Here is a 25368-nt window from a genome sequence, read left to right on the forward strand (position 1 = left end):
CGCGCCATCGACTCGCGCGGCGGCGTCAGCGAATACCAGCACGACGCTAATGCCCTGCTGATGTGGCAGACCAGCCCCGAAGGCCGTAGCACGCACTACGCTTACAACGCACACAACCTGTTAAGCCGCGTCACCGATGCCGCCGGCCACCGCACCGACTACGCCTACGACGACGAAGGCCGGCTGCTGTCCGTGACCGATCCGCTCGGGCACACGACACAGCTGGCCTACAGCGACACAGGCCAGCTGACCGGCCTGACCGATCCCCTGGGCCAGACCTGGAGCCGCGACTACGACGACCGGGGCCGCCTGATCCAGACGCAGGACCCGCAAGGCGGCGTCACGCGCATCGCCTACAACGACCAGGGCCTGCCGGCGCGGATCGTCAACGCCCTGGGCCAGACCCGCACCCTGCTCTGGGACGAGCAGGCGCGGCTGGCGGGCGAGATCGGCTTCGACGGCAGCCGCCGGCAGTTCCGCTACGACAGCGACGACCGGCTCATCGCCGCCAGGCACCACCCGCATAGCAGCCAGTACCGGTACGACGCCGCCGGCCGCGTCACTGCCCTCCAGGGCCCCGACGGCGCCGTGGTCCAGCTGGCCTACAATGAAGCCGGGCTCTTAACCCGCTATACCGACGCCGCCGGGCGCACGACCGAATACCGCTACGGCGACGGCCTGGCGCAGCTCACCGAACGCCGCGACCCCGCCGGCCAGGTATTGCGCTACCACTACGACAGCGAGCGCAACCTGATCGGCCTGACCAACGCCCAAGGCGAGCGCTACCAGCTCAACTACGACCAGGACGAGAACCTGATCGAAGAGATCGGCTTCGACGGCCGCGTTCAGCGCTATCATTACGATGCGACAGGCAACCTGGACCTGTACGCCCAGCGCGGCGACCAGGACTGGCAGGTCAGCCGCTTTGAGCGCGATCCGCTCGGGCGCCTGCTGAAAAAGACCGGCTGGGACGGTGCGGCCTGCGAGTTCCGCTACGATCCGCTCGGCCGCCTGCAACAGGCCCAGAACAGCCACGCGCAGCTGCAGTTCCAGTACAACCCGCTCGGCCAGGTCATCAGCGAAAGCCAGGACGGCGCCGCGATCGCGCACGAATACGACGCCCTGGGCCGGCGCACCGCCACGGTTACGCCCACCGGCCAGCGCCTCGACTATGCCTACAATGCCCAGGGCCGCCTGCAGACCGTCCGCCTGGACGGCGAAATCCTCAGCCGCCACCAGTTCGACGAGCAGGGCCTGGAAACCGCCCGCCAGCAAGGCGACCTGGTCAGCCGCTACGCCTACGATCCGATGGGCCGGCTGACCCAGCACCAGGCCGGCCTGCGGGGCAAAGCCGCCCTGCTCGGCCGCCGCTACGGCTACGACGCCACCGGCAAGCTCAACGCCGTCGACGACCTGCGCCAGGGCGCCAGCCGCTATCTGTACGATCCCGCCGACCGGCTTATCGAGGTCGAAGGCCTGACGCCGGAACACTTCGTGCACGACCCGGCCGGCAACCTGATCGGCATGAACGAGGACGGCGGCGGCCGGGTCAAAGGCGACCGCCTGGTACTGTTGGGCGACCGGCATTTCCGTTACGATGCCGCCGGCAACCTGACCGAAGAGCGGCGCGGCAAGGCCGGCCGACTCACTACCCGCTACGCCTACGACAGCGACAACCGCCTGATCCGGGCCGAAACGCCCGATGGCATCAGCCAGTACCGCTACGACCCGCTGGGCCGACGTATCGCCAAGGTCACGCCCGAGGGCGAGACGCGCTTCGTCTATGACGGGGCGCGACTGCTGCAGGAAACCCGGGCGGAGCGGTGCCGGACCTATCTGTTCGAGCCCGGCGGCTTCCGGCCGCTGGCCTGCATCGATCAGGCCGGCGGCGCGGCCTCACAGGTCTATTACTACCACCTGGATCATCTGGGCACACCGCGCGAACTGACCGATGCTGCCGGCAAAATCGTCTGGTCGGCCCGCTACCGGGCTTATGGTTCGCTGGCCCTGGCCGATGTGGCCGACATCGATAATCCGCTGCGGTTTCAGGGGCAGTATTTTGATGCCGAGACGGGGCTGCATTACAATCTGAACCGGTATTATGATCCCCAGGCCGGGCGCTTCATCCACCAGGATCCGATTGGCCTGGCCGGCGGCGTGAACCTGTTCCAGTATGCGGTTAATCCGGTCAATTGGGTTGATCCGTTGGGGTTGACGGGAAAGGACTGTGCGGGTATTGCAAAAGAAGCAAAAACTCATTTTCCAGATAACCCTAATGATCTGACGAAGGCTTTAGGAGTAGATCCAGAAGTATCTACAACTCAACATGGCACCACAAGAATGGTGTGGTCGCCCAATAGTAATACTCGCATTCGTTATGAAAGTCATCCGGGAGATCCAGGACCATTTAATGCGAGGCATCATGGAGAACATTATCATATAGAAACTAAGCCTGATAATCTGACATGGGGCCAAGCTAAACGCCGTGGTGAGGTCCAGAAAATCAAACCAGAGAATTATCAACATGGCCATGGTACTGGTTTTTTACCTGGCGAATCACATCCGGGGATGTAAAGTTGGAATTAAGCAATTTAGTAATTAACGATGGGGCAATAAAAAAAATGATTTCTAAGCCTGGGAGCTTAGAAGTTTATTTTGAGGATTGGCAAGAAAACACTTGGTCAATTGTATTTGAGGATGTTATCGCTTTTGAATCTTTAGGCGCTGAAGGTGAGGAGCTTTCAGAAATTAAGGTAGCTGATACAGGAGAATATAAAATAAAAGTTCTTCGCCTATTTCCAGATGAGTCTGAAGCAAAGTGCCGCATATATTCTTTCGTGTCAGCCTGGAGTGGCTTGAGTGTACTTCAAGTCCTCGCTGATAAAGTAACTGTAGGCCGTATGCTGGATGAATTGTAAAGAGCCATAGGATGCGCTGAGGCACGAAGCGCATCATTCGAGTAACCATCAGCCAGGCCAATGACTGACTACCGCCGGATCTACGCCCCCTGGCTCAACCTGGTTCTTCACCGTTACTCTCGCAGAACGCCGGAATAATTATCTGTTGGTGGAAAAGATTGATCTGCTGAGAGCCACCTTGCGTTACGTCAAGGAGCGCAAACCTTACCGGATTAATGCCATCGTTATCCTGCCTGACCATCTGCATTGCATCTGGACATTGCCGCCTGGGGCAAGGGGATTGAGTGTGTATATGCCGGAGTGCCGGATGGTGAGTTTGGCTATGGGCTTGAGTAATATTGTTAATTAAAATGCCGAAATTGAATTTGTTATGGAATTCGCTATCGCTAATAAATAAATTATGAGGAAATAATTGGTATTAAGACTGAAGAAGGGGGTATAGGCGCGAAGTTCAGTTTGCCTCATAGAATTTAGTTTCGCTTTACTCTATCTATTTGCCTTTCTAACTATATACCTAATTAGATCGATGAAAGTAATAACAAAAAATAAAAGGAATGTAATATGGATAAAATTCAGAAATCTGTCGGACGCGGATGTATAAACATATTAGGAGATGTTAAGTTAATTCAGCAAATGCTGAACAATGCTATTTGCAGTCTTCAATTGGATGAAAGTGGCAACTTAAATCAAAACACTATTGCTGCCATTGACTATTTTCAAAAGTTCTATCTTGGTATAAAGCCAGATGGGCGTATTAGTCCATCTGGGCCCACCTTTACAGCTTTGGAATTAAAATATCAGAACTCTAATTGCAAGGTGTTTTCAATCGCACTTCCTGCGTCAAGTAATGGCGTTAAACTAACGAATAGCGATTTTGATAAAGCAGCAAAAAAGTTGGGTTGCGAAGAAGCATGCATACGTGCCGTTACTGATGTCGAATCCAAAGGTGGAGGATTTTTCTCATCTGGTAAGCCTAAAATTCTTTTTGAGGCTCACATTTTTTCGAAAAAAACTTTTCATGCTTTCGATAAAAGATATCCAGATATTTCTTCATCAAAGTGGAACAAAGCTTTGTATTTAGGTGGTGAAGCTGAGTATAGTCGCTTAGAGAAGGCGATGACCATAAATCGGCAAGCTGCTCTTGAATCTACTTCTTGGGGGCTCTTCCAAATCATGGGTTTTAATTACTCAGCTTCTGGTTTCTCGTCTATTGAAGATTATACCCAAGCAATGTTCGAATCAGAGGGCAAGCAACTATTGGCCTTTGTCAATTTTATTAGTAAGGTTGGATTAACTAAATACCTCAAATCTAAAGATTGGAAGAGTTTTGCTCGTGCATATAATGGGCCTAAGTATCAAGAAAATAAATATGATACCAAGCTTGAGATAGCCTATAAAAAATATGACAATAAAAAAATAGCAGTATTAAAATGAGAAAAACTAATATTAATTATCGTGACAAAAAATGGATATTTGTTAATACTTTTTTTGTATTAATGTTATTTCCGTTATTTACGTTAGGCTCTGAGTTGGTTCAAAAGGAATCTAGCGAATCAATCCATACATTCTTAAAGTCGGCCTTACCAAAGGATGCCGAATTAGTACACCCAGTTGTAGAGATTGCATTACAAGGGGCGTCACGTGCAGTTGTTGCAATTTACCATGATAAAAGTCAATCTACGAATTTTAGTGGACTTGTGCTGTTATCCGAAAAAGGATTTCAAAAAAATCGAGTGACTCATCTTGAACCCATAAAAGAAGCGGATGGGCTGTTTGAAATTGAAGTCAAATCCGTATTTACTGTTAAATCCAACCTCCATAATAATGGTTTAGTCATTTTGTATAGTTATTACAGGTTAGGTTCTGGCGAAGAGAATGGAAATGCCGGTTATTTTTATTATCTGGATGAAGACTGTTGGAAAATAGATGAAGGCTTATCCGATAGACTGGAGGGCGTGAAAAACGCAAAACAGGCTAAAATTAAATTGAAATAATAAAAAGCTCAGTAGAGTGGGATGGTAAACAACTTCATCGTTTGCTCACTATTTATAGCAAAGTTGATGGTCAGAAAAGCGCATCCCATCCAACAAGCTAAATAAAAGAGGAAAAACCTCATATGTCCAGGTTTCCAAACTGGCCGTATGCAGGATGAATTATAAGGTGGATTTGCCTTAGCAATCCACCAACAACCGGCGTCTTAAAACCGTAATGTTCCACGATATTACTGGTCTGCCTGAAATGGCGGTTTGCTGCGCGAAACCGTCCTACTTGCTCATCTCGTTTTCTACATTCCTGACCGCGCCGAGTATATCTGACATAAGGAACTGAAGTGCATCAAAAGCGGCATTAGCCAGCATTAAAATCCAGTTCGCATAAGTCTTTGGCCGCATGTAACTGCCCGTTCAGCAGCATATTTTTTAATTTTTCCGCGCGTTGCATGTATTCTTCGGTCAGTTCTTTGAATGCCTCTGGCAAATGGTGTCGTTCCAAACGTGATAAATGTCCGTCGAAAGCGGCAGATACACACAGTAAATCAAGCAAAAAATAGCGTTCGCGCTCGGAGATTTCATCCAGGAGTGATAAAAAATCTTTCCAGTTATCGTATTCTTTAGTCTCATCGATTTCGAAGGTCAGGCAGAGCCTATGCAACAACACCAACATATTCGGATGGTAATGTTGCGCCAGGACCATCATGACCGCAACCGCCCTGATCGAGCCTTCGCGGGCTTTAGGGCTCAGTTGAGCGATCACTTCGTCGGTGATGATGTTCACCGCAATATGTTCGGCCAGTTTGTTGCCGAATAGGCGCAGTCGCGCTTCCCTAGCCACTTTATACAAAGTAAAGGCATCCCATAAACCGGTTATCGGAATGGCAACCCAGTTGAAGGTCATGCGTATGTCGCCTTTACCAAAAAAGCGCACCAGTAAAAATTTCACCCCCAGACTACTGAGTATGACTTTGGCTTTATATAAAATCGTGACCAGAAATATTTTGGATTTGGATAAATGTTTTAGCGGATCAATCCCCAAATAATGAATGATCGGATCCGGCACTTCCAGCGCGGCACGTGCCAGTATATTGGGCACGGCATCATCACCCGGCAGGCAAAAGTCTTTGGTGGCCTGGTTATGTCCGGTTAGACAGGCGAGGCTGTAGACAATTTTGAGACCCAGCCAAAACAGCACAGTCATTTCGATAACCAGCATCAAGATTAACGCCGAGCCATAGAGCAGATAATAGGCCGTGGTGCTCATCGAGGCTTGATAAGTCCATTCTATCCAGATTGTCACGAATGTGGTCAGAGCGCCTATGGCAAAGGCGATCACGGCCGCGAAAGCCGTGATATTGGACGATAATGCCTGTAGCGTTGCATCGGGCTGTAAGTCATCGATGCTGACATTATGCAACTCGGCCGTACCGGCTTTTTTGGCCAAAAACTGGTAGTAACGAACTCCGACAGTTTCCAGGAAACCCGCCTGCTCTTTTCTTTGATAGATCGATTGTTTGGTCGCTGCTTCGGTCATAGCTTAATTACTAAGTTTAATTTTCCATCATAAGGTTTAAACCACCGGCTTTAGCCGGTCAGCTTTAGCTGCGATAATCTGGCCAAGGAGGTGGCAATGGACTATAGATACGGCAGCCATACGGTTTACCAAATTGAGTACCATTTTGTTTGGGTAACGAAGTATCGTTATAAAGTTCTGAAAGGTGAAATAGCCGAACGAGTGAGAGACTTGGTGCGGCAGACGTGTGAAGCCTTTGAGATACGGATCATCAAAGGCGTGGTGAGCAAAGATCATGTGCACATCTTGGTGAGTGCACCGCCGAATATGGCTCCCAGTGAAATCATGAGGCGAATTAAGGGACGAACATCGAGCTATCTGCTCGAAGAGTTTCCGCACTTGAAAAAGCGATATTGGGGAAGGCATTTTTGGGCGCGCGGATATTTTTGCGCCACCGTTGGCCAGATGACGGATGAAATGATCAAACAGTATTTGGAGCATCATTTTGAACCTAATCCCAATGACAATTTTAAGATGGAACCCGATTAAGACGCGTCGTTTAGTCGACGCGTATCCGGACTTTCAGTCCGTTATTCGAACCCACCCGCTTGAGCGGGTGGTTGTTTAGTGAGCATCTGGCGTCATTTACCGGATGACGCCTCATTTATCCGCCCTGGGTTCTGGATTGCATGCGGCAACACCATTCCCAGCAAATCGTGGCATTCACTCAGGCTAATAGGTCTCCGGCGCCATAGCATTTCCTGAACGTCTTGCAATTGCCGAAAAGATCAGGCAGCTTATTCGCAAATCACCAACCGCTTGTCGTTGGCAGCGGAATAAGCGTCCTTGCTGGTTATCAGCCGCAGGATAATTCCGCAATAAGGGCAACCGAATGGTTCGTCACCCATCCAATCTTCAATTTCAATATCTTCTCCACAATCAGGGCATTTCATATTAAACCTCGCAACACCTCAAGCAAGTTCGGTAGGTTGGATAAGCGATAACGTAAAATATTCCATCTCCCCAGAAAATACTGGCTAATCACGATTTAAAGCGCCGTTATAAGCGTTTGTCACGGCGTAACCCCGCTCCCACGAATTCTGTTAACGGCATTCATGGTACATTTATCGCTTCGATGTGCAGGGTTACGGCTATCGCCTAACCCAACCTGCACACTAAATTTGAAATCGTACAAATTTAGATAATGCAAATTTCTTGCAGGCAATGACTATAGCGTTTATAAAACCCATACAACTGATGAATCAGATGGGCGCAGTAATTAAACCATGGATATATTTTATTATGTCAAAACCAGAAAATAATGATGGCGAAACATCAAAACACATCAAAACGATACTGATTGTTATCGTTTGTGTGATTACATGGATAATACTTCAATCTATTCTTGGAATCCCACTGAAGATGTGAATACGGTTGCCAAAAAATAGCCATGATCACCTAAAACATCCTCTCCAATAAATTCGGAGTTGACCGTTTTCCTCATCGGAAAAACTCGACTTCACCAGACTATCCCCGGCCTGAACCAAAACTACTTCGTTATGGATTGCGGCCAGGTTCATTAAAATTTTGGCCCTAGACCGGCCGAAAGAATGCCAGCCGGTTCCGCACCGCCCATAGCACTAAACTGATCATGAGCGTCGCCGACATCATAGCCTTGATGCTGGGCGATTCATGGCCGTCATCCTGATCGACAGCTGAGTCATCACCGACCTGGGGCGCTCAGGATAGTACCTGGTTCGGATGGAGCGGCTGTACCGGGACAACACGCTGGTAATCTACCTTATCATCTACGCCGAGCGCTTAGTCGGCTTCGAGCGCCTTGAGGGAGTGGAGCCCTGTTCAGGCATCAGGGCTTCGCCGCGCCCGCTTCCCGAGCCTGGAGCTGATCCTGCCCGAAACAGCCGGCGAGCTGAACTGTCCTGTTCATGAATCAGGAAAGCATTGCGCGATTGCTCTGATTGGCAAGACAGGGTCGTCAATCCATTTTTCCCATGATAAAATCCGTTAGGTTGCTTAGCGCTCTATTTCATAAAGGGGCTCCAGGCAACCTCATTTAGCTTCTCTCGAAGCATTATCGGCGTGATGCTCATCAAGTCAATGAGTTTACCCATTTTTTGAATAATCAAAGTTAAAGTCTGAAAGCAATATTAAGTGCTTGAAATCAGAACCGATCAATGGAATAAATAAGGAAAATCAATAATGAATCGTGTCATTGGAATAGTTGGAATATGCTCGTTATTAGCGGCCTGCGGAGGACAGGGATTACCCGGAGTTCAAGTAGGCAGTATCGGAGGCATTGATGTCGACGGTGCCATAGGTGCCGCGTCCGAACTCGGAAAAGCCGCTACTTTGACAGACGAAGAAGTGAAAGAATCTTCGCGACAAATGCGGTTATTTGAAGAACAATCCCAGGAAACAGTCGCTCCCGCATCGAGCAAATATGCGAAGCGGCTGGCGAGGTTGACCGATAAGTACCGCAACTATGATGGTTTGGATATCAACTTCAAGGCTTATGTCAGCGACAGCGTTAATGCCAATGCGACGGCGGACGGCTCTGTACGTGTCTACACGGCATTGATGGATCTAATGAATGACGAAGAGTTGCTGTTTGTTATTGGCCATGAAATAGGCCATATCAAAAACGGCCATGCCGCAAAGGAAATGCGTACCGCCTTGGCCTTAAGCGGAGCCCGCAAAGGCGCGGCCGCAAGCGGAACAATGGCTGGCAATCTTGTTTCCTCGGAATTAGGCGGGCTATTGGAATCCGTCTTGAACGCCCAGTACTCCCAGAGTCAGGAAACGGAATCGGACGATTACGGATTGCAGTTCATGCGTAAAACAGGCGGCAATCTGAAAGCGGCGGAGAGCGCGCTACGTAAACTGGCGCAATTGAGCGGAGGTGAGCATTCAATGCTGTCTTCCCACCCTGAACCCGACCAGCGCGCCGACCGTATGGGACAGCTCGCCAAACAGGAGTAAACCCGATAGATGCTATAGTCAGTTCAGACAGCCTGGATGTAAAGAGGTGAGTTTCACTCGCCTTCCCCGTGGTAAGCAGTCAAAATGTCCCGCTTCTTCCGGGCAGTCCGAACCGCTTCAGACCGATCTGGTTTGATCGGCAATCAATGGGGGTCAGTTTCGCTTGGTGCTCGACATCAATGCAACCTGACCCTCATGATTCAAGCCTTACAGAACCTATATCCCGCTCCTGCACAACAGCGTATTTAATGCCAATTTAACGGCGCGCCTTAACCATTCCCCTCAACAAAAACACGGCTCCGCCCCCCTCCCTGCTTTTCAACCATGACTCTGGCGCCGATCCTTTCGACCAGTATCGGCACATGCGAGATAACGCCGACTTTACGACCCAGGGCTTGCAGGGTGTCCAGGCTGGCAATGGCGATGTCGAGGGTTTCCGGGTCCAGGCTGCCGAAGCCTTCGTCAATGAACAGTGATTCAACCTGGGTTTTGTTTGAGGACAATGAGGCCAGGCCCAACGCCAGCGCCAGCGAGACCAGAAAGCTTTCGCCGCCGGACAGGCTGTGCACGCTGCGCACGTCGTCGGCCATGTCGCGGTCGATGATCTGCAGTTCCAGTTCGCTGCCCGGCACGCGTTGCAACCGGTAGCGCCGGGCAAAATCTTCAAGATGGCGGTTACTATGGGCCAGCAGGGCTTCCAGAGTCAGGCTCTGGGCAAAGCCGCGGAATTTGGCGCCGTTCTTCGAGCCGATCAGATCGTTCAGGCTTTCCCATTGTTGCCAGCGCTCCTGCTGCTTTTCAAGCTCCGCTTTCAGATGGCTGCCGGCAATGATTTTCTTGTCGTCTTCGCGTAGCAGTATCAATTTTTCTTCTTTCTGTGAATTCAGATTCTGCCGCTGCTGCCGCAATTCCTGAGCGATCTGCAGGGCGAGTTCCTCAGTTTCCAGGGGCGCATGGGTTTCATGCCGGCGCCGGTCGTCCGCTTTGACTTTCAGCAATGCGGCCGCTTCGTGCAGCGCGTGTTCCAGCTTTAGCCGGTCTGCTTTCTGCTCACTCAACCAGGTTTCGTCCTTTTCCAGCAACGGCTTCAAGCCATCCAGGTCGATGCCCTGCGTTGCCAGCGCCTGATTCAGCATATTCCCCGCCTTTTCCAGATTGCCAGAGCGCCGATCGGTCTCGTCCCGCCAGTGCCGCTGGTTTTGTTGCTGCGTCGCCAGATCGGTTTCAGCCTGGGCGGCATTATCGCTGGCCTGCTGATGCGCGGCCTTGGCAGCCTGTACCTTGCGGTGCAGTGCCTGTTCGTAGATGTCTGCGGTCTCACCCTCGGCATGCGGCAGCAAGGCATTGCGTTCTTCTGACAGCTTCTGTTTTCCCTCGATCTGCTGTGTGATGTCGGTCTGCTTGGCTTGGAAAAGTTTTCTGCATTGTTCCAGGGTCTGGGCCGAGAGTTTTTCCTCGTGCTTGATATCGGCAAGATCTCGGGTGGTCGCCTCTACTTCCTGCGCTGCCTGTTGCCATTGGCCTACCTGTGACGCCAGGTTTTGTCTGAACTGCTCCGCATCACGCGCCAGATCGGACTGCCAGTCATCAATCTGGCCAAACGGCGCCTGCAGCAGCCCGGTCTGCGCGTCCCATTGTGTTTCCAGTTCCTGAAGCTGCTCGTAAAAATGCTTCAGGTTGGCTTTATTTTCGGCCAGACGGCTGTCGAGTGCAGCCTGTTGACCGGCCAGAGTTTCCTGTTTCTGCTTGGCGGCATCGAACAGGTCCTGAGCCGTTTTTATCTGCTTTTGCAGTTCTATGGCCTGCTTCTCCTGCTGTTTGATCCGCTCCCATTCGACCATCAATTGTTCGGCCTGTTGCTCCAGCCACGGTAAAAGCCCCGCATCGGTAACGGCCAGATCGGCTTTGTCGGGCAAGGTCAACATGTTCCACTCATTACGGCAATCAGCCAGTTTTGCCTGGGTCTGAGTGATTTGCTGCTCCAGCGCCGTCTGTTGTTCCTGTTTCTGGGCCATCAGGTTGTTAAGCCCCGCGACCGATTTGATCAGGGCCACTTTTTCGCTTTCCAGTTCCTTGACCCGGGCCTGCTGAGCGCCATCCAGCGGGGAGCCCACGGTACTATGGCTACGCCAGGGATGTTTGAGGGCGCCGCAAACGGGACAGGGTTGGTCCGGCTGCAGCAGATCGCGGAATTCCTGCGCGTTTTTATGCGTGGCGGCCTGGATCAGGGCCAGGGCTTTTTTGGCTTCTTCGAGCGCGGTGCCGTTGACGGCCTGTTGGCGGATTGCCGTTTCCAATTGTCCGGCCGCATCGGTCAGCGCCTGCCCGATAGTGGCCAGTCTGTCGCCGTCCTGCGTCATGGCCTGTTGCAGCCCTCTCGCTTCCTCAGCCAGCTTCAGGGCCGCACTGGCTTGCGCACGCTTGGTTTCCAGCTCGTCTTTAGTCCGGTTCAAGTCCTCAAGCGAGTACTGTCCGGCCTGCTGTTTCAGCGGATCGAGCCTTGCCTGTTGCCGTTCCTGCTCCTGCAGGCTTTCCATGATGGCTTTTTTGATCCCGGCCAGCTGGTGCTCATCACCGTCAACCGCATCCTTGCGGGTATTGAGCCTGTTCTCGCAGTCGATCTTGCGTGCTGCCAGCACTTGGTAGCGTTCCAGTTCTCCTTGCCAACGGCTCCATTCAACCGCGATGGTTTTGAACGCCTGATTTTCGTCCAGCCAGACGTTGAGCTGCTGCAATCGATCCGTTTTTTCAGCCTGCTGTGCCAGCAGGCGCTGATGATGCGTTTGCGCATCCTCCAGCTGTTCCTGGAGGCGGATTTGTTCGGCAGTCAAGGCGTTGATATTGACTTGCATGATCTCGATGCGGGTATCCAGATCGCGGACCTTGTTCAATAGCGGTTGGGCATCATGCCGGTTTTTCTCGGCGGCCTGCAGGGCATCGGCGGCAACCGTTGCCTGTTGTTTGGCCGCCTTTAGCCTGAATTCGGTGGTTTCTTGCAATTCGCCGCCGGCTTGCAGTTTCTGTTGCGCATCCCGGACTTCTGTCAGCGCTGCTTCATACTGCGCCAGCAGGGTTTTAAGCGGTTGCGCGGCTTCGACTTTTTCTATCAGCAGGCGATCGGCTTCGGCGTCGTCCCAGGCTTTCCGTCTGTGTTCGAAGGCCTCTCCGGCCGCCTGCTCGGCCGCTTTCAGGTTGTTCAGCGCCGTGTACCAGTCGAGGGTTTGCTGATTGGCGTTGATCGCTTTTTCCAGATCGTCCAGCAGCGCGACGCACTGATCGCGTTCCTGTTCCAACGCTTTTCGATCGGGCTCTGCCAGCGGCAGCTGATTCTGCAACTGCTCTTCGATGCGTCTGAGCGCCTCTTTTTCCTGCTTGGCGCGCTCGAAGGCCGCGATCGACAGTTCGGAATAAATATCGGTGCCGGTGATGCGCTCGAGCAGATTGGAGCGTTCGTCTTTCTTGGCTTTCAGGAACGCGGCAAAATCGCCCTGCGCCAGCAGCACCGAACGCCGGAACTGGTCGAAATTGAGGTCGATTTTTTCACTGATCGCTTCCAGCGTGCTCTTTTTGCCCTGCCCTATGCGCAGGCCGCTGGCGGTATGAGTCAGCGTGATGTCCTGGGGCTGAAGCCGGCCGGTCGCCTTGCCGCGCGCCTTGCTGACTTCCCAACGCGCCCGGTAGGCTTGCTTGTCCTTGCCGATAAAATCGACCTCGGCAAACCCCGAGGCCGTGCCGCGCCGCAATATCGAGCGCACGTCGTTGCTGGTCACGCGCAGATTTTCATCCTCGTCCCTGTGCCCGACCGCAAACCCGTGTCCTTCGGGCAGACGCGGTATTTTGTCGTACAGCGCCAGACACAGGGCGTCCAGTATCGTGCTCTTGCCAGCGCCGGTGTGACCGGTGATGGCGAACAGGCCGACCTGCGCGAGCGGGCCATCGTCCAGTGAAATCTCAAACTCGCCGGCCAGGCTGGCCAGGTTTTTGCCGCGAATCGCCAGAATGCGCATCAGTCGCCTCCCTGCACGCTTTCGACCAGTTCATTGAATAGGGCTGTCAGGCTGTCCGGTGCACTCTGGTCGTAGCGGTTCTGGTAGCAGCGCTGGAAAACGTCCATGGGTTGCAGTTCTTCCAATCGCTGTTCGATATTCGCATCGGCCAGGCTTTGTTGGCTGCCGCCATAGGCCGTCGATATTTTCAGCAGGCGCAGCGGCAGTCCGGCGATGGCTTCCTCGATCTGCTGGCGCAGGCCCGGTTCCGGCTTGTCGAGCCGGATTCTGAGTTCCACGAACGGGGTTTGCTCAATCGGCAGTTCGTGGTCGAGATCCAGACGCTCCAGTTGCGCGATGACGTCGGCTAATACCGCGAAGTTCTTGCCGTCAGGGATTCTGATCATCTCGACGCCGCGCGGAATTTGAACGGCGACCGTTTCCACCTGCCCCGCCTCGATATCAATCTGCCGCACTTGATGCCGATAGTCGGCTTCATCGAAGGACAGCGGTATCGGTGAGCCGCTGTAGCGGATATGCTCGTGCGGCCCGACTTTTTGCGCCAGATGCAGATGGCCCAGGGCGACATAGGCGACGTTGCCGGAGAATATATCGACCGGCAGCGCGTGCTGGTTGCCGCCCAGGATTTTGCGCTCGCTCAGTTCCGACACGCGGCCGTCTACCATGTAGCAATGGCCGGTCAGGACCAGACTCGCGCCGTTGCCGGACTTTTTCTGGAGCTGTTCAGATAACTGTCCATACAGGTCTTTAACGCCGGCGATCAAGGGATCGCCGGCCTCGCCATTGCCGGGCAGATCGGCATGGCGCAGAAACGGCATGGCGCCGCACCAGGCCTTGATGGCTCCTTTGGCATCGGTCAGCGGCACGATCAACCGATCCCAGTCGATTGTTCCGTCGGGTTTGCGCACCAGTCCGCCGACGACATGCACGCCCAGCGCTTTCAGTATCGGCGAAGGCGCATCGAGCCGGCTTGCCGAGTCGTGATTGCCGCCGATCAGCACGATATCCAGTTGAGGCTGCCGTGTTCTGGCGTTGACCAGGAATTCATAAAGTTGCGCCTGCGCGAGCGCCGAGGGGTTGGCGGTATCGAAAATGTCGCCGGCGACGATCAATGCGTCAACCTGTCTGTCTTGCATGGCCTGCAGCAACCAGGCCAGGAACTGCCGGTGTTCGGAGTGTCGCGATACGCCGTGCAGGTGATGGCCGAGATGCCAGTCGGCTGTATGGAAGAGTCTTAACATGTGGTATGTCCCTAATGTTGCCAGCTCAGTAGGTTTTCATGAGGCCGTCCAGGGTCAGTCCGCAACTGGGCACGAACGCCTGCATGAAAAACATGACTTCGGGCTGATCGGATTCGCCGATTGTTTTGGCCAGGTGCTCGGCGGCCATCTCGAATTCGGTGTTGCCGGCTTTCAGCTCGGCCTGGCATTTGAGGTAGGCTGAGATCTTGTCGGCGGCCTTGATGATGCGCACATGCTCTTCCGGCATGTGGTCATGATGAATCAGCGTCTTAAAATCGGCCTGCAGCTCCGCCGGCAACAGGTTCAGAAGCTCCTTCTCGGCCTGTTTTTCAATCTGCTTGTAAGCCGTGCTGATTTCCTCGGAGTGGTATTTGATCGGTGTCGGCAGATCACCGGTGATCACTTCGGTGATATCGTGATACAAGGACGCGGCGGCGACGGCATTGGCATCGACATTACCGCCGTAATAGCGGTTTTTGATCAGGGCCAGCGTATGCGCGATGACGGAGACTTCCCAGCTGTGCTCCATGACGTTCTCGTCATGGGCATTGCGTTTGAGCCCCCAGCGCTTGATCCAGCGCAATCTTGATAAGTAGGCGTAAAAGCTGCTTGTTATCGTTGTTTCTTTCGTCGTTTTCATACGGATGATTAATAGCAATCGGGATTTTATGGCACATGATACTGAATAACAGCCATCTTTGCTGCACTGTCATCGGGGCGGCCCTATGCTATAGCTGCTATAATGGCGCTCGACCCGCATTCTAACTATTTGAAAAACATCATGCTTATTCAGTGGTATCCCGGCCATATGCACAAGGCCAGCAAAGAGATCAAACACATCCTGCCTCAGGTTGACCTGATCATTGAAATTCTGGATGCGCGCATTCCGTTCAGCAGCGAGAATCCGATGCTGAAAACCCTGCGCGGTGACAAGCCCTGCATCAAGGTGCTCAGCAAAAGCGATCTCGCCGACCCGGACCTGACGCAGCAATGGCAAATCTATCTGGAACGGGAAAAAGGCGTCAAGACCCTGGCGTTGACCGTCGAGCAACCCGAAAAAATGCGCCAGATCGCCGATCTGTGCCACAAGATGCTGCCCGGCAGGGACAGCAGCGGCCGGCTGATACAAGCCCTGATCATGGGCATACCGAATGTCGGCAAGTCCACGCTGATCAATATCCTAGCCGGCCGGATTATCGCCAAGACCGGCAACGAACCGGCCATCACCAAAACCCAGCAGCGTATCGACATCGGCAACGGCATCGTCCTGTGGGATACACCCGGCGTGCTCTGGCCCAATGTCGAAAACCGGAACAGCGGCTACCGGCTGGCGACCACGGGCGCGATCAAGGACACGGCCATCAATCATGAACATATCGCCTTTTTCGCGGCCGAGTATCTGTTAAAACAGTACCCCGACCTGCTGAAGGCCCGCTATCAGATCGAACAGCTGCCGGATGGCGAGCAGGCGCTTATGGAAACTATCGGCAAAAATCGCGGCTGTCTGCGCTCGGGCGGACGCGTGGACATGGACAAGGTTGCCAAACTGTTACTGGCCGAGCTGCGCTCCGGCATGATCGGCCGCATCAGCCTGGAAACGCCGGCCATGATGGAACGGGAACTGGCCGAACTGGCGGTTATCCGCGAGCAGAAAGCGGCGAAGAAACTGGCCAGGAAACAGAAGTGGAAGGATTCGAAATAATTCTGTAGGGGCGGATTTATCCGCTCTGAGCGACTGAAGTCGCCCCTCCATCTACTGTAAAAAAGCCGATAAATGCGCTGCATTTATCGGCTTTTTATGCAGTAAAGCTTTGCGAGTATTTCGGGTCGAATGAATTCGACCCTACAACTGCTGATATCAAATAAAAACTATTTTATAGCTAACATATTATCTAGGGCTTCCTTGGCCAGTTTGGCCACGTCGGCAGGTACGGAGATCCGGTTGACGACATGGCCGGCCACCAGGTTTTCCAGAACCCAGGCCAAATGTTGCGGATCGGTTCTGAACATGGTGGAACACATGCACAGCATGGGCGACATGAAGTGCACGTTCTTGCCCTGTGCTTTGCATTCCTCGTTCAAACGATTGACCAGGTTCAGTTCCGTCGCGACCAGCCAGCGCGTGTTCGGCTCCGCTTCGCGTACGGTCTTGAGAATGTATTCCGTAGAGCCGATGTAATCGGATTTCTGGCACACTTCAAAGCAGGCTTCCGGATGCGAAATCACCTTCGTTTCGGGATAACGCTGCAGGAAGTTATCGACATGTTCCGGCTGGAACGCCTGGTGCACGGAACAATAGCCGCTCCACAGAATCATCTTGGCATTGCGGACTTGCTCGGCCGTCAGCCCACCCATGGGCTTGGTGAAGTCCCAAACCACCATTTCCTCCAGCGGAATACCCATCCGGTAGGCGGTGTTGCGGCCTAAGTGCTGATCCGGGAAAAACAGGATTTTTTCGCGGCGCGCGAAGCTCCATTCCAGGATTTTCTGGGCATTGGACGACGTACAGACGATGCCGCCATGCTCGCCGCAGAAGGCTTTCAGGTCGGCAGCCGAGTTAATGTAAGTCACGGGCGTGACTTCAGCTTCCACATCCAGAATTTCAGCCAGCTCGTGCCAGCATTTCTGCACCTTGATCAGGTTGGCCATGTCCGCCATGGAACAGCCGGCCGCCATGTCCGGCAATATGGCGATCTGCTCGGGCCTGGACAGAATGTCGGCCACTTCGGCCATGAAATGCACACCGCAGAACACGATGTATTCGGCGTCGGACTGGGCCGCTTCCCGGGACAGTTTCAATGAATCGCCGGTCAAGTCAGCATGCTTGAAAACTTCATCACGTTGATAATGATGACCTAGAACAACACAACGACTGCCCAGCTTTTCCTTGGCGGCAACAATGCGCGCTTCGCACTCCTCGTCACTGAGCAATGCATAATCTTGAATGGATAATGCGGTATCGGTCATTATAAAGACAAACCTTAACAGAGAATAATTTGATAACTCACAACGGACACGATGGAACGAAGTATTTAATTTACTAAGACCCTTCCTTCCCGATATAGTTTTGCCTCCGCCGCATATTTTACGGCGGAGCAAATGTTGGACAGGCTTATCTTACGATGCCTTGACTGCCGGTTTCAGCAACCGGATGCCCAGTTCGCGCAACTGCGCATCATCGACGACAGCCGGCGCACTGACTAAAGGACAGGACGCTGATTGTGTTTTAGGGAAGGCAATCACATCGCGGATCGAGTGCGATCCGGTCATCAGCATGACCAGGCGGTCGAGTCCGAACGCCATTCCGCCGTGCGGCGGTGCGCCGTATTTCAGCGCCTCGAGCAGGAAGCCGAATTTTTCCTTGGCTTCGTCCTCGTCAATGCCCAGAATCTTTAGCACGGTCTGCTGCATCGCTGTTCGATTGATACGAATCGAGCCGCCGCCGACTTCAGTGCCGTTCAATACCAGGTCATAGGCGCGTGACAACGCCGCGCCAGGGTTGGCCAGCAATTCTTCGACCGAGCAACTGGGCGCCGTGAACGGATGGTGAATGGCATTCCAGCGCTGACTCTTGTCGTCCCATTCGAACATCGGGAAATCGATCACCCAAACCGGCTTCCAGTCGCCTTCCAGTAGGTTGAGATCGTGGCCCAGCTTGACCCGTAGCGCTCCCATCGCTTCGTTGACGACGTGCGCCTTGTCGGCGCCGAAGAAAATCAGATCGCCGGTCTGAGCGCCGGTCTTGGTCAGCACTTGCTCCCAGACTTCGGCCGGTGCGAATTTGACGATCGGCGACTGCAGGCCGTCGATGCCGCCATTGCGGTCGTTGACTTTGATATAAGCCAGACCCTTGGCGCCGTATATACCGACGTATTTGGTCAAGTCCTCGATATCCTTGCGGCTCAGATCGCCGCCGTTAGGCAGGCGCAAGGCCACGACACGACCGTTGGGATCGTTGGCAGGACCCGAGAAGACTTTGAAATCGACCGCTTTCATTTCCTCGGCGATATCGACCAGTTCCAGCGGAATCCGCAGATCGGGACGGTCGACGCCGAACCGGGACATCGCTTCCTGATAAGTCATGCGAGGAAAAGTGGCATCGAGTTGCACATCGATGATTTCCGCGAACAACTGACGGATCATCTCTTCCATGACCTCCATGATCTCGTTTTCATCCATGAAAGACGTTTCGATATCGAGCTGGGTAAATTCAGGTTGTCTGTCGGCGCGCAAATCCTCGTCGCGGAAGCAGCGCACAACCTGATAGTAGCGGTCCATGCCGGCAACCATCAGTATTTGCTTGTAAAGCTGCGGCGACTGCGGCAAGGCAAAGAAGGCATTTTCATGTGTGCGGCTGGGCACGATGTAATCGCGCGCGCCTTCCGGCGTGGCCTTGGTCAGATAAGGCGTTTCAATCTCGAAAAATTCGTTATCGTCGAGGAAATTGCGCAAGGTACGCGTCACATCGCGACGCACGCGCATTTTTTCCTGCATGGATGTGCGGCGTAGATCGATGTAGCGATAACGCAGACGCATTTCCTCGTTGACTTCGATATCGCTTTCCACCGGGAAAGGCGGTGTTTCGGATTCGTTCAGCACTTCCACATTGCTGACCAGCACTTCAATTTCACCGGTATGCATGTTCGGATTAATCGTGCCTTCGGGACGATTGCGCACGATCCCTTCAACCTTTAAAACATATTCACTGCGTACACTTTCAGCGATGGCGAAAGTTTCAGGAGAATCAGGATCAAATACGACCTGCACCAGGCCGGCACGGTCTCTCAGATCAAAAAAAATGACCCCGCCATGATCCCGGCGACGATGAACCCAACCGCATAATTCAACGGCCTCCCCTAAATGTTCTTTGTTTAATTCTCCACACTTGTGGGTACGCATAAGTTTTCTCTGTTAATCCAAAAAAGTTGTCGATATTACGTGCTTAAACCGGCTGTTGCAAGTCAGCCCTAATGACTGCTGTTACAGCTTCCGCCGCAGCAGCTCGCTGAGCCTGGAGAGCTGGTACTGGTACTGGAGCTGCTGCTTTCGCCCGCTATGTTTTTCTTGGTACCGCTTTTGAAGTCAGTCTCATACCAGCCGCCGCCTTTTAACCGGAACCCGGCCGCTGAGATCTTTTTCATCAGCTCAGGTTGACTACAGGCCGGGCAGTGAATTAATGGCTCGTCGCTGAGTTTTTGCAACGCCTCGTGTTCATGACCGCATGCTTGACATTGATATTCGTAAATTGGCATTAGCCCCTCCGATAACAAAAAAATAATACCCAAAATAGGGGACTATGTTAGATTTTCAAGGTCCTTCCTATAAAATACCTGCCTATTTTACAGAAGAATAACCCGCATAATGAAAAAATTAACCATCACACGACCTGACGACTGGCATTTGCATGTCAGAACCGGCGCGATTTTAAAAACCGTCATGCCTCATACCGCCAGGCAATTTGCCCGTGCCATCATCATGCCCAACCTGAAGCCGCCCGTGACGACCGTGGCACAGGCCCTGTCTTATCGGGAGGAAATTCTGCAGGCCGTGCCCGTCGGTCTGAATTTTACGCCACTGATGACGCTTTATTTGACTGGCTCGACGAGTGCGTCTGAAATCAGCAAAGCCGCGGAATGCGAGCATGTACAAGCGTTCAAGCTGTATCCGGCCGGCGCCACAACCCATTCCGATGCCGGCATTAGTGATATCAAGGCCGCCTACCCGCTGCTGGCGGCCCTGGAAAAGCACGACATGCCTTTGCTGATCCATGGCGAAGTTACTGACGAGGCATGTGACATCTTCGACCGGGAGCAGGTATTCGTCGACACCACCCTGACCGATATCAGCAGAAACTTCCCGGAACTGCGCATCGTAGTCGAGCATGTAACAACGGCGGAAGCCGTGCAGTTTGTGCAGTCGGCCGGCGCGCGCATTGCCGCCACCATCACGCCGCAGCATTTGATGTTCAACCGCAACGCCCTGCTGGCCGGCGGCATACGTCCGCATCATTACTGCCTGCCGATCATCAAACGCGAGCACCATCGCCAGGCCTTGGTTGCCGCCGCCACCAGCGGCCATCCGAAATTCTTCCTGGGCACGGACAGCGCCCCGCATCCGACCTCGCTGAAGGAAGCCGCTTGCGGCTGCGCGGGCTGTTACAGCGCCCATGCCGCGCTGGAACTGTATGCGGAAGTCTTTGAACGGGCCGACGCATTGGATAAACTGGAAGGTTTTGCGAGTTTCCACGGCGCCGATTTTTACCGTTTGCCGAGAAATTTGGACGCCGTCACGCTGGTGAAAACCCCTTGGAAAGTACCGGGGGCCTATAGCGAGCATTCGCTATCGATCACGCCGCTGAAAGCCAATGAAGAACTCGCCTGGCAAATACAGCAGTAGCGCATAGACCCCAGACAGCCGTCAAATGCCGGCTGTCTGGGGTTAAAATGCCGGTCAATAGGGGCTGACAGGTGACAAATAATCCTCATCAAGTTCCAGTTCTTCCTCATCCTCCGGGACATTGCCATCGTAAACCAGGTAGTTACGCCGCTGGAAATAGGAATTTTTGAAAAACTCATACCGGTCCACAGCCGCTTCAGCGGCCACTTTTTCCGTGCCCAAATTATCGGCACGCAAATCGGTCGCATTCAGGGCGAATAACGAACCCGTAATAATGCCGCTATCGATATAGCTGATAGGGTTCATGGCCGCATCGCCGATCAAACCGCCCACCCCGCGCGGCGAGCTGGGCCCGAAAAACGGCAACACCAGATAAGGCCCGGTCGGCACGCCCCAAACGCCCAGGGTTTGATCAAAATCCTCGTTATGCTTGGGCAGGTCAATCATTTCCGCGACATCGATGAAGCCACCAATCCCGGCCACCGTATTAACAATAAAGCGCGCGCCATCCATACCGGTTTGCGACAACTTAAACTGCAACAGATCATTTATGGTGACGCCGATATCATCGATATTACTGAAAAAGTTAGTCACGCCACGATCGACAAATGACGGCGTGACCCATTGATAACCTTTAGCGACAGGCTTCATCACATAATCATCAAGATTATCATTAAATGTCTGTACCCCACGGTTCCAGTTTTCCATCGGATCCCTGGTGTCTTTTGCGCTGGTTGCGCATCCGGCCAACATGCCGAATAATATAAAACCAGTCAATTGCGTTATTAATTTTTGCTTGCGCATTGATTTGCCTTTAATTTCGCTATTATTTTTATTCTGAATTAAATTTCGCGTAACATACCATAAAATGTCTACTACCACCGACATCCACCCTATTATGCCCCTTAAGTTTTTCCACCCCGAGACCATTCAAAATTAATGGATATACCTGCAATACCCTTAGACAAGCGATTTAGAGGCTACCTACCCGTCATTATCGATATTGAAACAGCCGGCTTTAATCCTAAAAAACATGCAGTACTGGAAATCGCCGCCGTTATCGTCGAACTTAACAGCCAGCACGATCTGGAAATCACAGAACGCTATTCCACGCATGTGATTCCGTTTAAAAACGCCGAACTGGATGAAGCCGCCCTTAAATTCAACGGCATTGATCCGCACCACCCTTTTCGCATGGCTGTCGACGAGAAAGAGGCGCTGAATACGCTGTTCAAACCCATCAAGGAAGCGGTAAAGCGCAACAACTGCACGCGGGCGATCCTGGTCGGCCACAATCCGGCTTTCGATATTAATTTTTTAAATGCGGCTATTCATCGCACGCAAATCAAGAGAAGTCCGTTTCATCCGTTCAGTACGTTTGATACGGCCACACTCGGAGGATTGGCCTATCAACAGACCGTGCTGGCTAAAATAGCCCGGACAGCCGGACTGGAGTGGGATAACGAAAAGGCGCATTCAGCGCTCTATGATGCCGAAAAGACAGCCGAACTGTTCTGTATGATAGTCAACCGCTGGAAGCGACTTGAGTCGCTCGATCAATAAGATAGAAACCATCACCGTACCCGCGTCCGCGGATACGGTGATCATTGACATTACCTTCGAACTGCCTTTATCCCGCCTATTGAGCCAGCGGCGCTTGATCAACCGGCTCTCAATTTAACTATTGCAGAGCCTCGGCGGTTTATTCCGCTATGGCATCGGCCGCCGCCAACATTTTGCTCAACTCGCCCTTGGTGTACAAATCAGTCACGATGTCACAACCGCCGATGAGTTCACCGCCGATATAAAGCTGCGGATAAGTCGGCCAGTGCGAGTATTCCTTCAGCGCTTCACGAACCTCAAGGTCCTCAAGAATATTAACGTACGCGTATTTTGCATGACAGGCATCCAATATCTGAACAGTCTGCGCCGAAAAGCCGCACTGCGGAAAATCAGGCGTGCCTTTCATGTATAAAACAACCGGATTGTTTTCAAGCTGGTCTTTAATTCTTTCTGTAACATTCATAGTAGCAGTCACTCATTCGACAAATAAAACCAACTAATTTTATCAACATTTACGCTGTTAAAAAAGTAAATCTTAAAGGACCGCTCTTGCCTGAGGCTCATTTGAAAACTATAATCGAACATTTTTCCGACGGGCGGCTGACTTCCGCCTACTTTTCTTTGCAGGCAGAATCAATGACTAGCCATATTATGCCAACTTATGGACGTTTACCCGTAACTTTCGAGCGGGGCAGCGGCGTATGGTTGTGGGATACCGACAATAAACGTTATCTGGATGCCTTAGCGGGTATAGCCGTATGCAACCTGGGTCATGCTCACCCGGCAGTGCACCGGGCCATCTGCAAACAAAGCGAAACCCTGGTGCATACATCAAATGTATATGGTATCGCTGCCCAGGAGAACCTGGCGGACAGGCTGATTGATAAAAGCGGCATGGACAACGTTTTTTTCAGTAATTCCGGCGCCGAAGCCAATGAAGCCGCCATTAAACTGGCTCGCCTCTATGGACACCAGCGGCATATAGAAAATCCGGCCATCATCGTCATGGAAAAAAGCTTTCATGGCCGCACGCTGGCCACGCTGAGCGCCACCGGCAACCCCAAAGTACAGCAAGGCTTTGCACCGCTGGTCGAAGGTTTTGTGCGCGTGCCTTATAACGATATCGATGCCATCGAACAAGCAATTGGACAGCACGGTAATATCGTTGCCATCCTGGTCGAACCGGTTCAGGGCGAGGGCGGCGTCAACATTCCGGCCAGCGATTATCTGAACCGAATCCGCAACCTGTGCGACCAATATAACCTGCTGATGATGCTGGATGAAATCCAGACCGGCATAGGCCGCACGGGTAAATTTCTCGCCTACCAGCACAACTCGATCGTGCCTGATGTCTGCACACTGGCCAAGGCGCTAGGTAATGGGGTACCGATAGGCGCCTGCCTCGCCCATGGCAAAGCGGCCCAACTCTTCTCCGCGGGTTCCCACGGCTCGACGTTCGGCGGCAATCCTTTGGCATGCAGCGCGGCGTTAGCAGTATTGGCAACGTTAGACCATGAAAACCTGATCGAACAAGTCGAACAAAAAGGCACGGCAATCCACGACGGATTTGCCAAGCAACTGGGTGATAACCCGCATGTGGTCGATATTCGCCATAAAGGCCTGATGATCGGCATTGAGCTTGACGCACCCTGCGCGGAACTTGTCAAATCAGCCCTACAGCAAGGCTTATTGATCAATGTTACCAGCGAGAAAACCATCCGCTTGCTGCCGCCATTAATCATTGATGACCAACAAATCAATCAACTCGTGGAAACCTTATCAGCTCTTATTCAAGAGCATACAAGACTATGCCTATGATTCCCAGACACTTCATCAGCCTGCTCGATTTATCAAGCGAAGAATTTCGCGGCTTGATCAACAGAGCCATAACGCTGAAAAACAACCGCGATCCCAACTACCAGCCCCTTAAAGGCCAAGTCCTGGCGATGATTTTTGAAAAATCATCGACGCGCACGCGCATTTCATTCGAAGCCGGCATGAGCCATTTTGGCGGCAGCGCCCTGTTCCTGTCGCCCCGGGACACCCAACTCGGACGCGGCGAACCGCTGGAAGACAGCGCTAAGGTTATCTCCAGCATGGTCGACTGCATCATGCTCAGAACTGACAAGCACGAAACGGTAACGACATTCGCGGAACATTCGCGCGTACCTGTGATCAACGGCTTAACCGATTTACAGCATCCTTGCCAATTACTGGCAGACATGCAGACCTTTTTTGAACATCGCGGCGACATTCAAGGCAAGACAGTCACCTGGATCGGTGACGGTAATAATATGTGCCATTCCTATATTGATGCCGCGACCGTATTGGACTTCAAATTGAACATTGCCTGCCCGTCTGGTTATGAACCCCTGGAATCGATCGTTAAAGCCGCGGGCGATCGCGTCCGTTTTTTTTCCACACCGTTGGAAGCGGCCCAGAATGCGGATTTGCTCGTTACCGACGTCTGGGCCAGTATGGGTCAGGAAGAGGAACAGAAACAACGCGAAATAGCCTTTAAAAATTATCAAATCAATACAGAGGTCATGAAAGTCGCCAATCATGATGTCCTGTTCATGCATTGCCTGCCCGCGCATCGCGGTGAAGAAGTCACTGCTGACGTTATCGATGGTCCTCGGAGCGTTATCTATGATGAAGCTGAAAATCGCCTGCACGCCCAAAAGGCGCTGCTGGAATTTCTCATGTGCCATAAATAACGCTAAAATTTATCTTTTCAAA

The 25368-nt window shown here is 52.7% G+C and carries 21 protein-coding genes; 12 read left to right on the plus strand and 9 right to left on the minus strand.

Going from position 1 to position 25368, the window contains the following annotated elements; translation table 11 throughout:
- The 5 genes from EK22_RS13575 to EK22_RS13590 form a co-directional block, all read left to right on the plus strand.
- A partial coding sequence (locus EK22_RS13575; protein WP_235209399.1) for an RHS repeat-associated core domain-containing protein occupies positions 1–2574 on the plus strand: 2574 nt, incomplete at its 5' end.
- Between the two features lie 2 nt (positions 2575–2576).
- A complete protein-coding gene (locus EK22_RS13580) occupies positions 2577–2918 on the plus strand; it encodes a hypothetical protein (protein WP_036251896.1) in 342 nt (113 codons plus the stop codon).
- Positions 2919–3063: 145 nt separating this feature from the next.
- On the plus strand, positions 3064–3267 hold the full coding sequence (locus EK22_RS24285; protein ID WP_152565109.1) for a hypothetical protein: 204 nt from the start codon (positions 3064–3066) through the stop codon (positions 3265–3267).
- A 212-nt stretch (positions 3268–3479) separates the two neighbouring features.
- Positions 3480–4352, plus strand: coding sequence for an N-acetylmuramidase family protein (locus EK22_RS13585; RefSeq protein ID WP_036251897.1), 873 nt, complete (start codon positions 3480–3482; stop codon positions 4350–4352).
- The gene (locus EK22_RS13590) at positions 4349–4912 is read left to right on the plus strand and encodes a hypothetical protein (RefSeq protein WP_036251899.1); all 564 of its coding nucleotides are present in this window, start codon (positions 4349–4351) and stop codon (positions 4910–4912) included. The genes EK22_RS13585 and EK22_RS13590 overlap by 4 nt, the downstream gene beginning before the upstream one ends.
- Positions 4913–5264: 352 nt before the next feature.
- On the opposite strand, the gene EK22_RS13595 is transcribed toward EK22_RS13590, so the two are convergent.
- A complete protein-coding gene (locus EK22_RS13595; protein WP_020157308.1) occupies positions 5265–6443 on the minus strand; it encodes an LBF_2804 family protein in 1179 nt (392 codons plus the stop codon).
- A 96-nt stretch (positions 6444–6539) separates the two neighbouring features.
- Here EK22_RS13595 and tnpA point away from each other — a divergent pair, with 96 nt between their 5' ends.
- Both tnpA and EK22_RS13615 read left to right on the plus strand, forming a co-directional pair.
- Positions 6540–6971: an IS200/IS605 family transposase gene (gene tnpA / locus EK22_RS13600; protein WP_020157762.1), complete on the plus strand. Its 432-nt coding sequence runs from the start codon at positions 6540–6542 to the stop codon at positions 6969–6971.
- A 1671-nt stretch (positions 6972–8642) separates the two neighbouring features.
- Positions 8643–9422 (plus strand): M48 family metalloprotease, encoded by a 780-nt coding sequence (locus EK22_RS13615; RefSeq protein WP_027146948.1) that lies wholly within the window; start codon positions 8643–8645, stop codon positions 9420–9422.
- Positions 9423–9691: 269 nt separating this feature from the next.
- On the opposite strand, the gene EK22_RS13620 is transcribed toward EK22_RS13615, so the two are convergent.
- The 3 genes from EK22_RS13620 to yfbR are packed head-to-tail and all read right to left on the minus strand — an operon-like array spanning position 9692 to position 15310.
- Entirely contained in the window at positions 9692–13429 is a 3738-nt protein-coding gene (locus EK22_RS13620) for an AAA family ATPase (RefSeq protein ID WP_036251901.1), read from the minus strand.
- Positions 13429–14670: an exonuclease SbcCD subunit D C-terminal domain-containing protein gene (locus tag EK22_RS13625; protein ID WP_020157314.1), complete on the minus strand. Its 1242-nt coding sequence runs from the start codon at positions 14668–14670 to the stop codon at positions 13429–13431. Before EK22_RS13625 ends, EK22_RS13620 begins: the two co-directional genes overlap by 1 nt.
- 25 nt (positions 14671–14695) lie before the next feature.
- The gene (yfbR, locus tag EK22_RS13630) at positions 14696–15310 is read right to left on the minus strand and encodes a 5'-deoxynucleotidase (RefSeq protein WP_036251902.1); all 615 of its coding nucleotides are present in this window, start codon (positions 15308–15310) and stop codon (positions 14696–14698) included.
- 141 nt (positions 15311–15451) lie between these two features.
- On the opposite strand from yfbR, the gene ylqF reads away from it, so the two are divergent.
- Entirely contained in the window at positions 15452–16372 is a 921-nt protein-coding gene (ylqF, locus tag EK22_RS13635) for a ribosome biogenesis GTPase YlqF (protein WP_036252004.1), read from the plus strand.
- Between the two features lie 167 nt (positions 16373–16539).
- Here ylqF and nadA read toward each other — a convergent pair whose 3' ends face one another.
- The 3 genes from nadA to EK22_RS23720 form a co-directional block, all read right to left on the minus strand.
- Complete coding sequence (gene nadA / locus EK22_RS13640; protein WP_036251903.1) at positions 16540–17637, minus strand: quinolinate synthase NadA; 1098 nt, start codon at positions 17635–17637, stop codon at positions 16540–16542.
- A 150-nt stretch (positions 17638–17787) separates the two neighbouring features.
- Positions 17788–19569 (minus strand): aspartate--tRNA ligase, encoded by a 1782-nt coding sequence (gene aspS, locus EK22_RS13645; RefSeq protein WP_036251904.1) that lies wholly within the window; start codon positions 19567–19569, stop codon positions 17788–17790.
- Between the two features lie 68 nt (positions 19570–19637).
- Positions 19638–19922 (minus strand): FmdB family zinc ribbon protein, encoded by a 285-nt coding sequence (locus EK22_RS23720; RefSeq protein WP_036251906.1) that lies wholly within the window; start codon positions 19920–19922, stop codon positions 19638–19640.
- Between the two features lie 109 nt (positions 19923–20031).
- Here EK22_RS23720 and pyrC point away from each other — a divergent pair, with 109 nt between their 5' ends.
- Complete coding sequence (gene pyrC / locus EK22_RS13655; RefSeq protein WP_036251907.1) at positions 20032–21066, plus strand: dihydroorotase; 1035 nt, start codon at positions 20032–20034, stop codon at positions 21064–21066.
- Between the two features lie 54 nt (positions 21067–21120).
- Here pyrC and EK22_RS13660 read toward each other — a convergent pair whose 3' ends face one another.
- Positions 21121–21870 carry an MlaA family lipoprotein gene (locus tag EK22_RS13660; protein ID WP_036252007.1) on the minus strand — a complete coding sequence of 250 codons (750 nt, stop codon included), beginning with the start codon at positions 21868–21870 and terminating at the stop codon, positions 21121–21123.
- A gap of 135 nt (positions 21871–22005) precedes the next feature.
- Here EK22_RS13660 and rnt point away from each other — a divergent pair, with 135 nt between their 5' ends.
- Positions 22006–22629, plus strand: coding sequence for a ribonuclease T (gene rnt / locus EK22_RS13665; protein WP_020157322.1), 624 nt, complete (start codon positions 22006–22008; stop codon positions 22627–22629).
- A 139-nt stretch (positions 22630–22768) separates the two neighbouring features.
- On the opposite strand, the gene grxD is transcribed toward rnt, so the two are convergent.
- Positions 22769–23092, minus strand: coding sequence for a Grx4 family monothiol glutaredoxin (grxD, locus tag EK22_RS13670; RefSeq protein ID WP_020157323.1), 324 nt, complete (start codon positions 23090–23092; stop codon positions 22769–22771).
- Positions 23093–23265: 173 nt separating this feature from the next.
- Here grxD and EK22_RS13675 point away from each other — a divergent pair, with 173 nt between their 5' ends.
- Positions 23266–24447 carry an acetylornithine transaminase gene (locus EK22_RS13675; protein ID WP_027146952.1) on the plus strand — a complete coding sequence of 394 codons (1182 nt, stop codon included), beginning with the start codon at positions 23266–23268 and terminating at the stop codon, positions 24445–24447.
- On the plus strand, positions 24444–25346 hold the full coding sequence (gene argF, locus EK22_RS13680) for an ornithine carbamoyltransferase (protein WP_036251910.1): 903 nt from the start codon (positions 24444–24446) through the stop codon (positions 25344–25346). The genes EK22_RS13675 and argF overlap by 4 nt, the downstream gene beginning before the upstream one ends.
- The last annotated feature ends 22 nt before the right edge of the window (positions 25347–25368 follow it).

Origin of the sequence: Methylobacter sp. BBA5.1 (assembly GCF_000746145.1) — a bacterium.
GTDB lineage: Bacteria > Pseudomonadota > Gammaproteobacteria > Methylococcales > Methylomonadaceae > Methylobacter > Methylobacter marinus.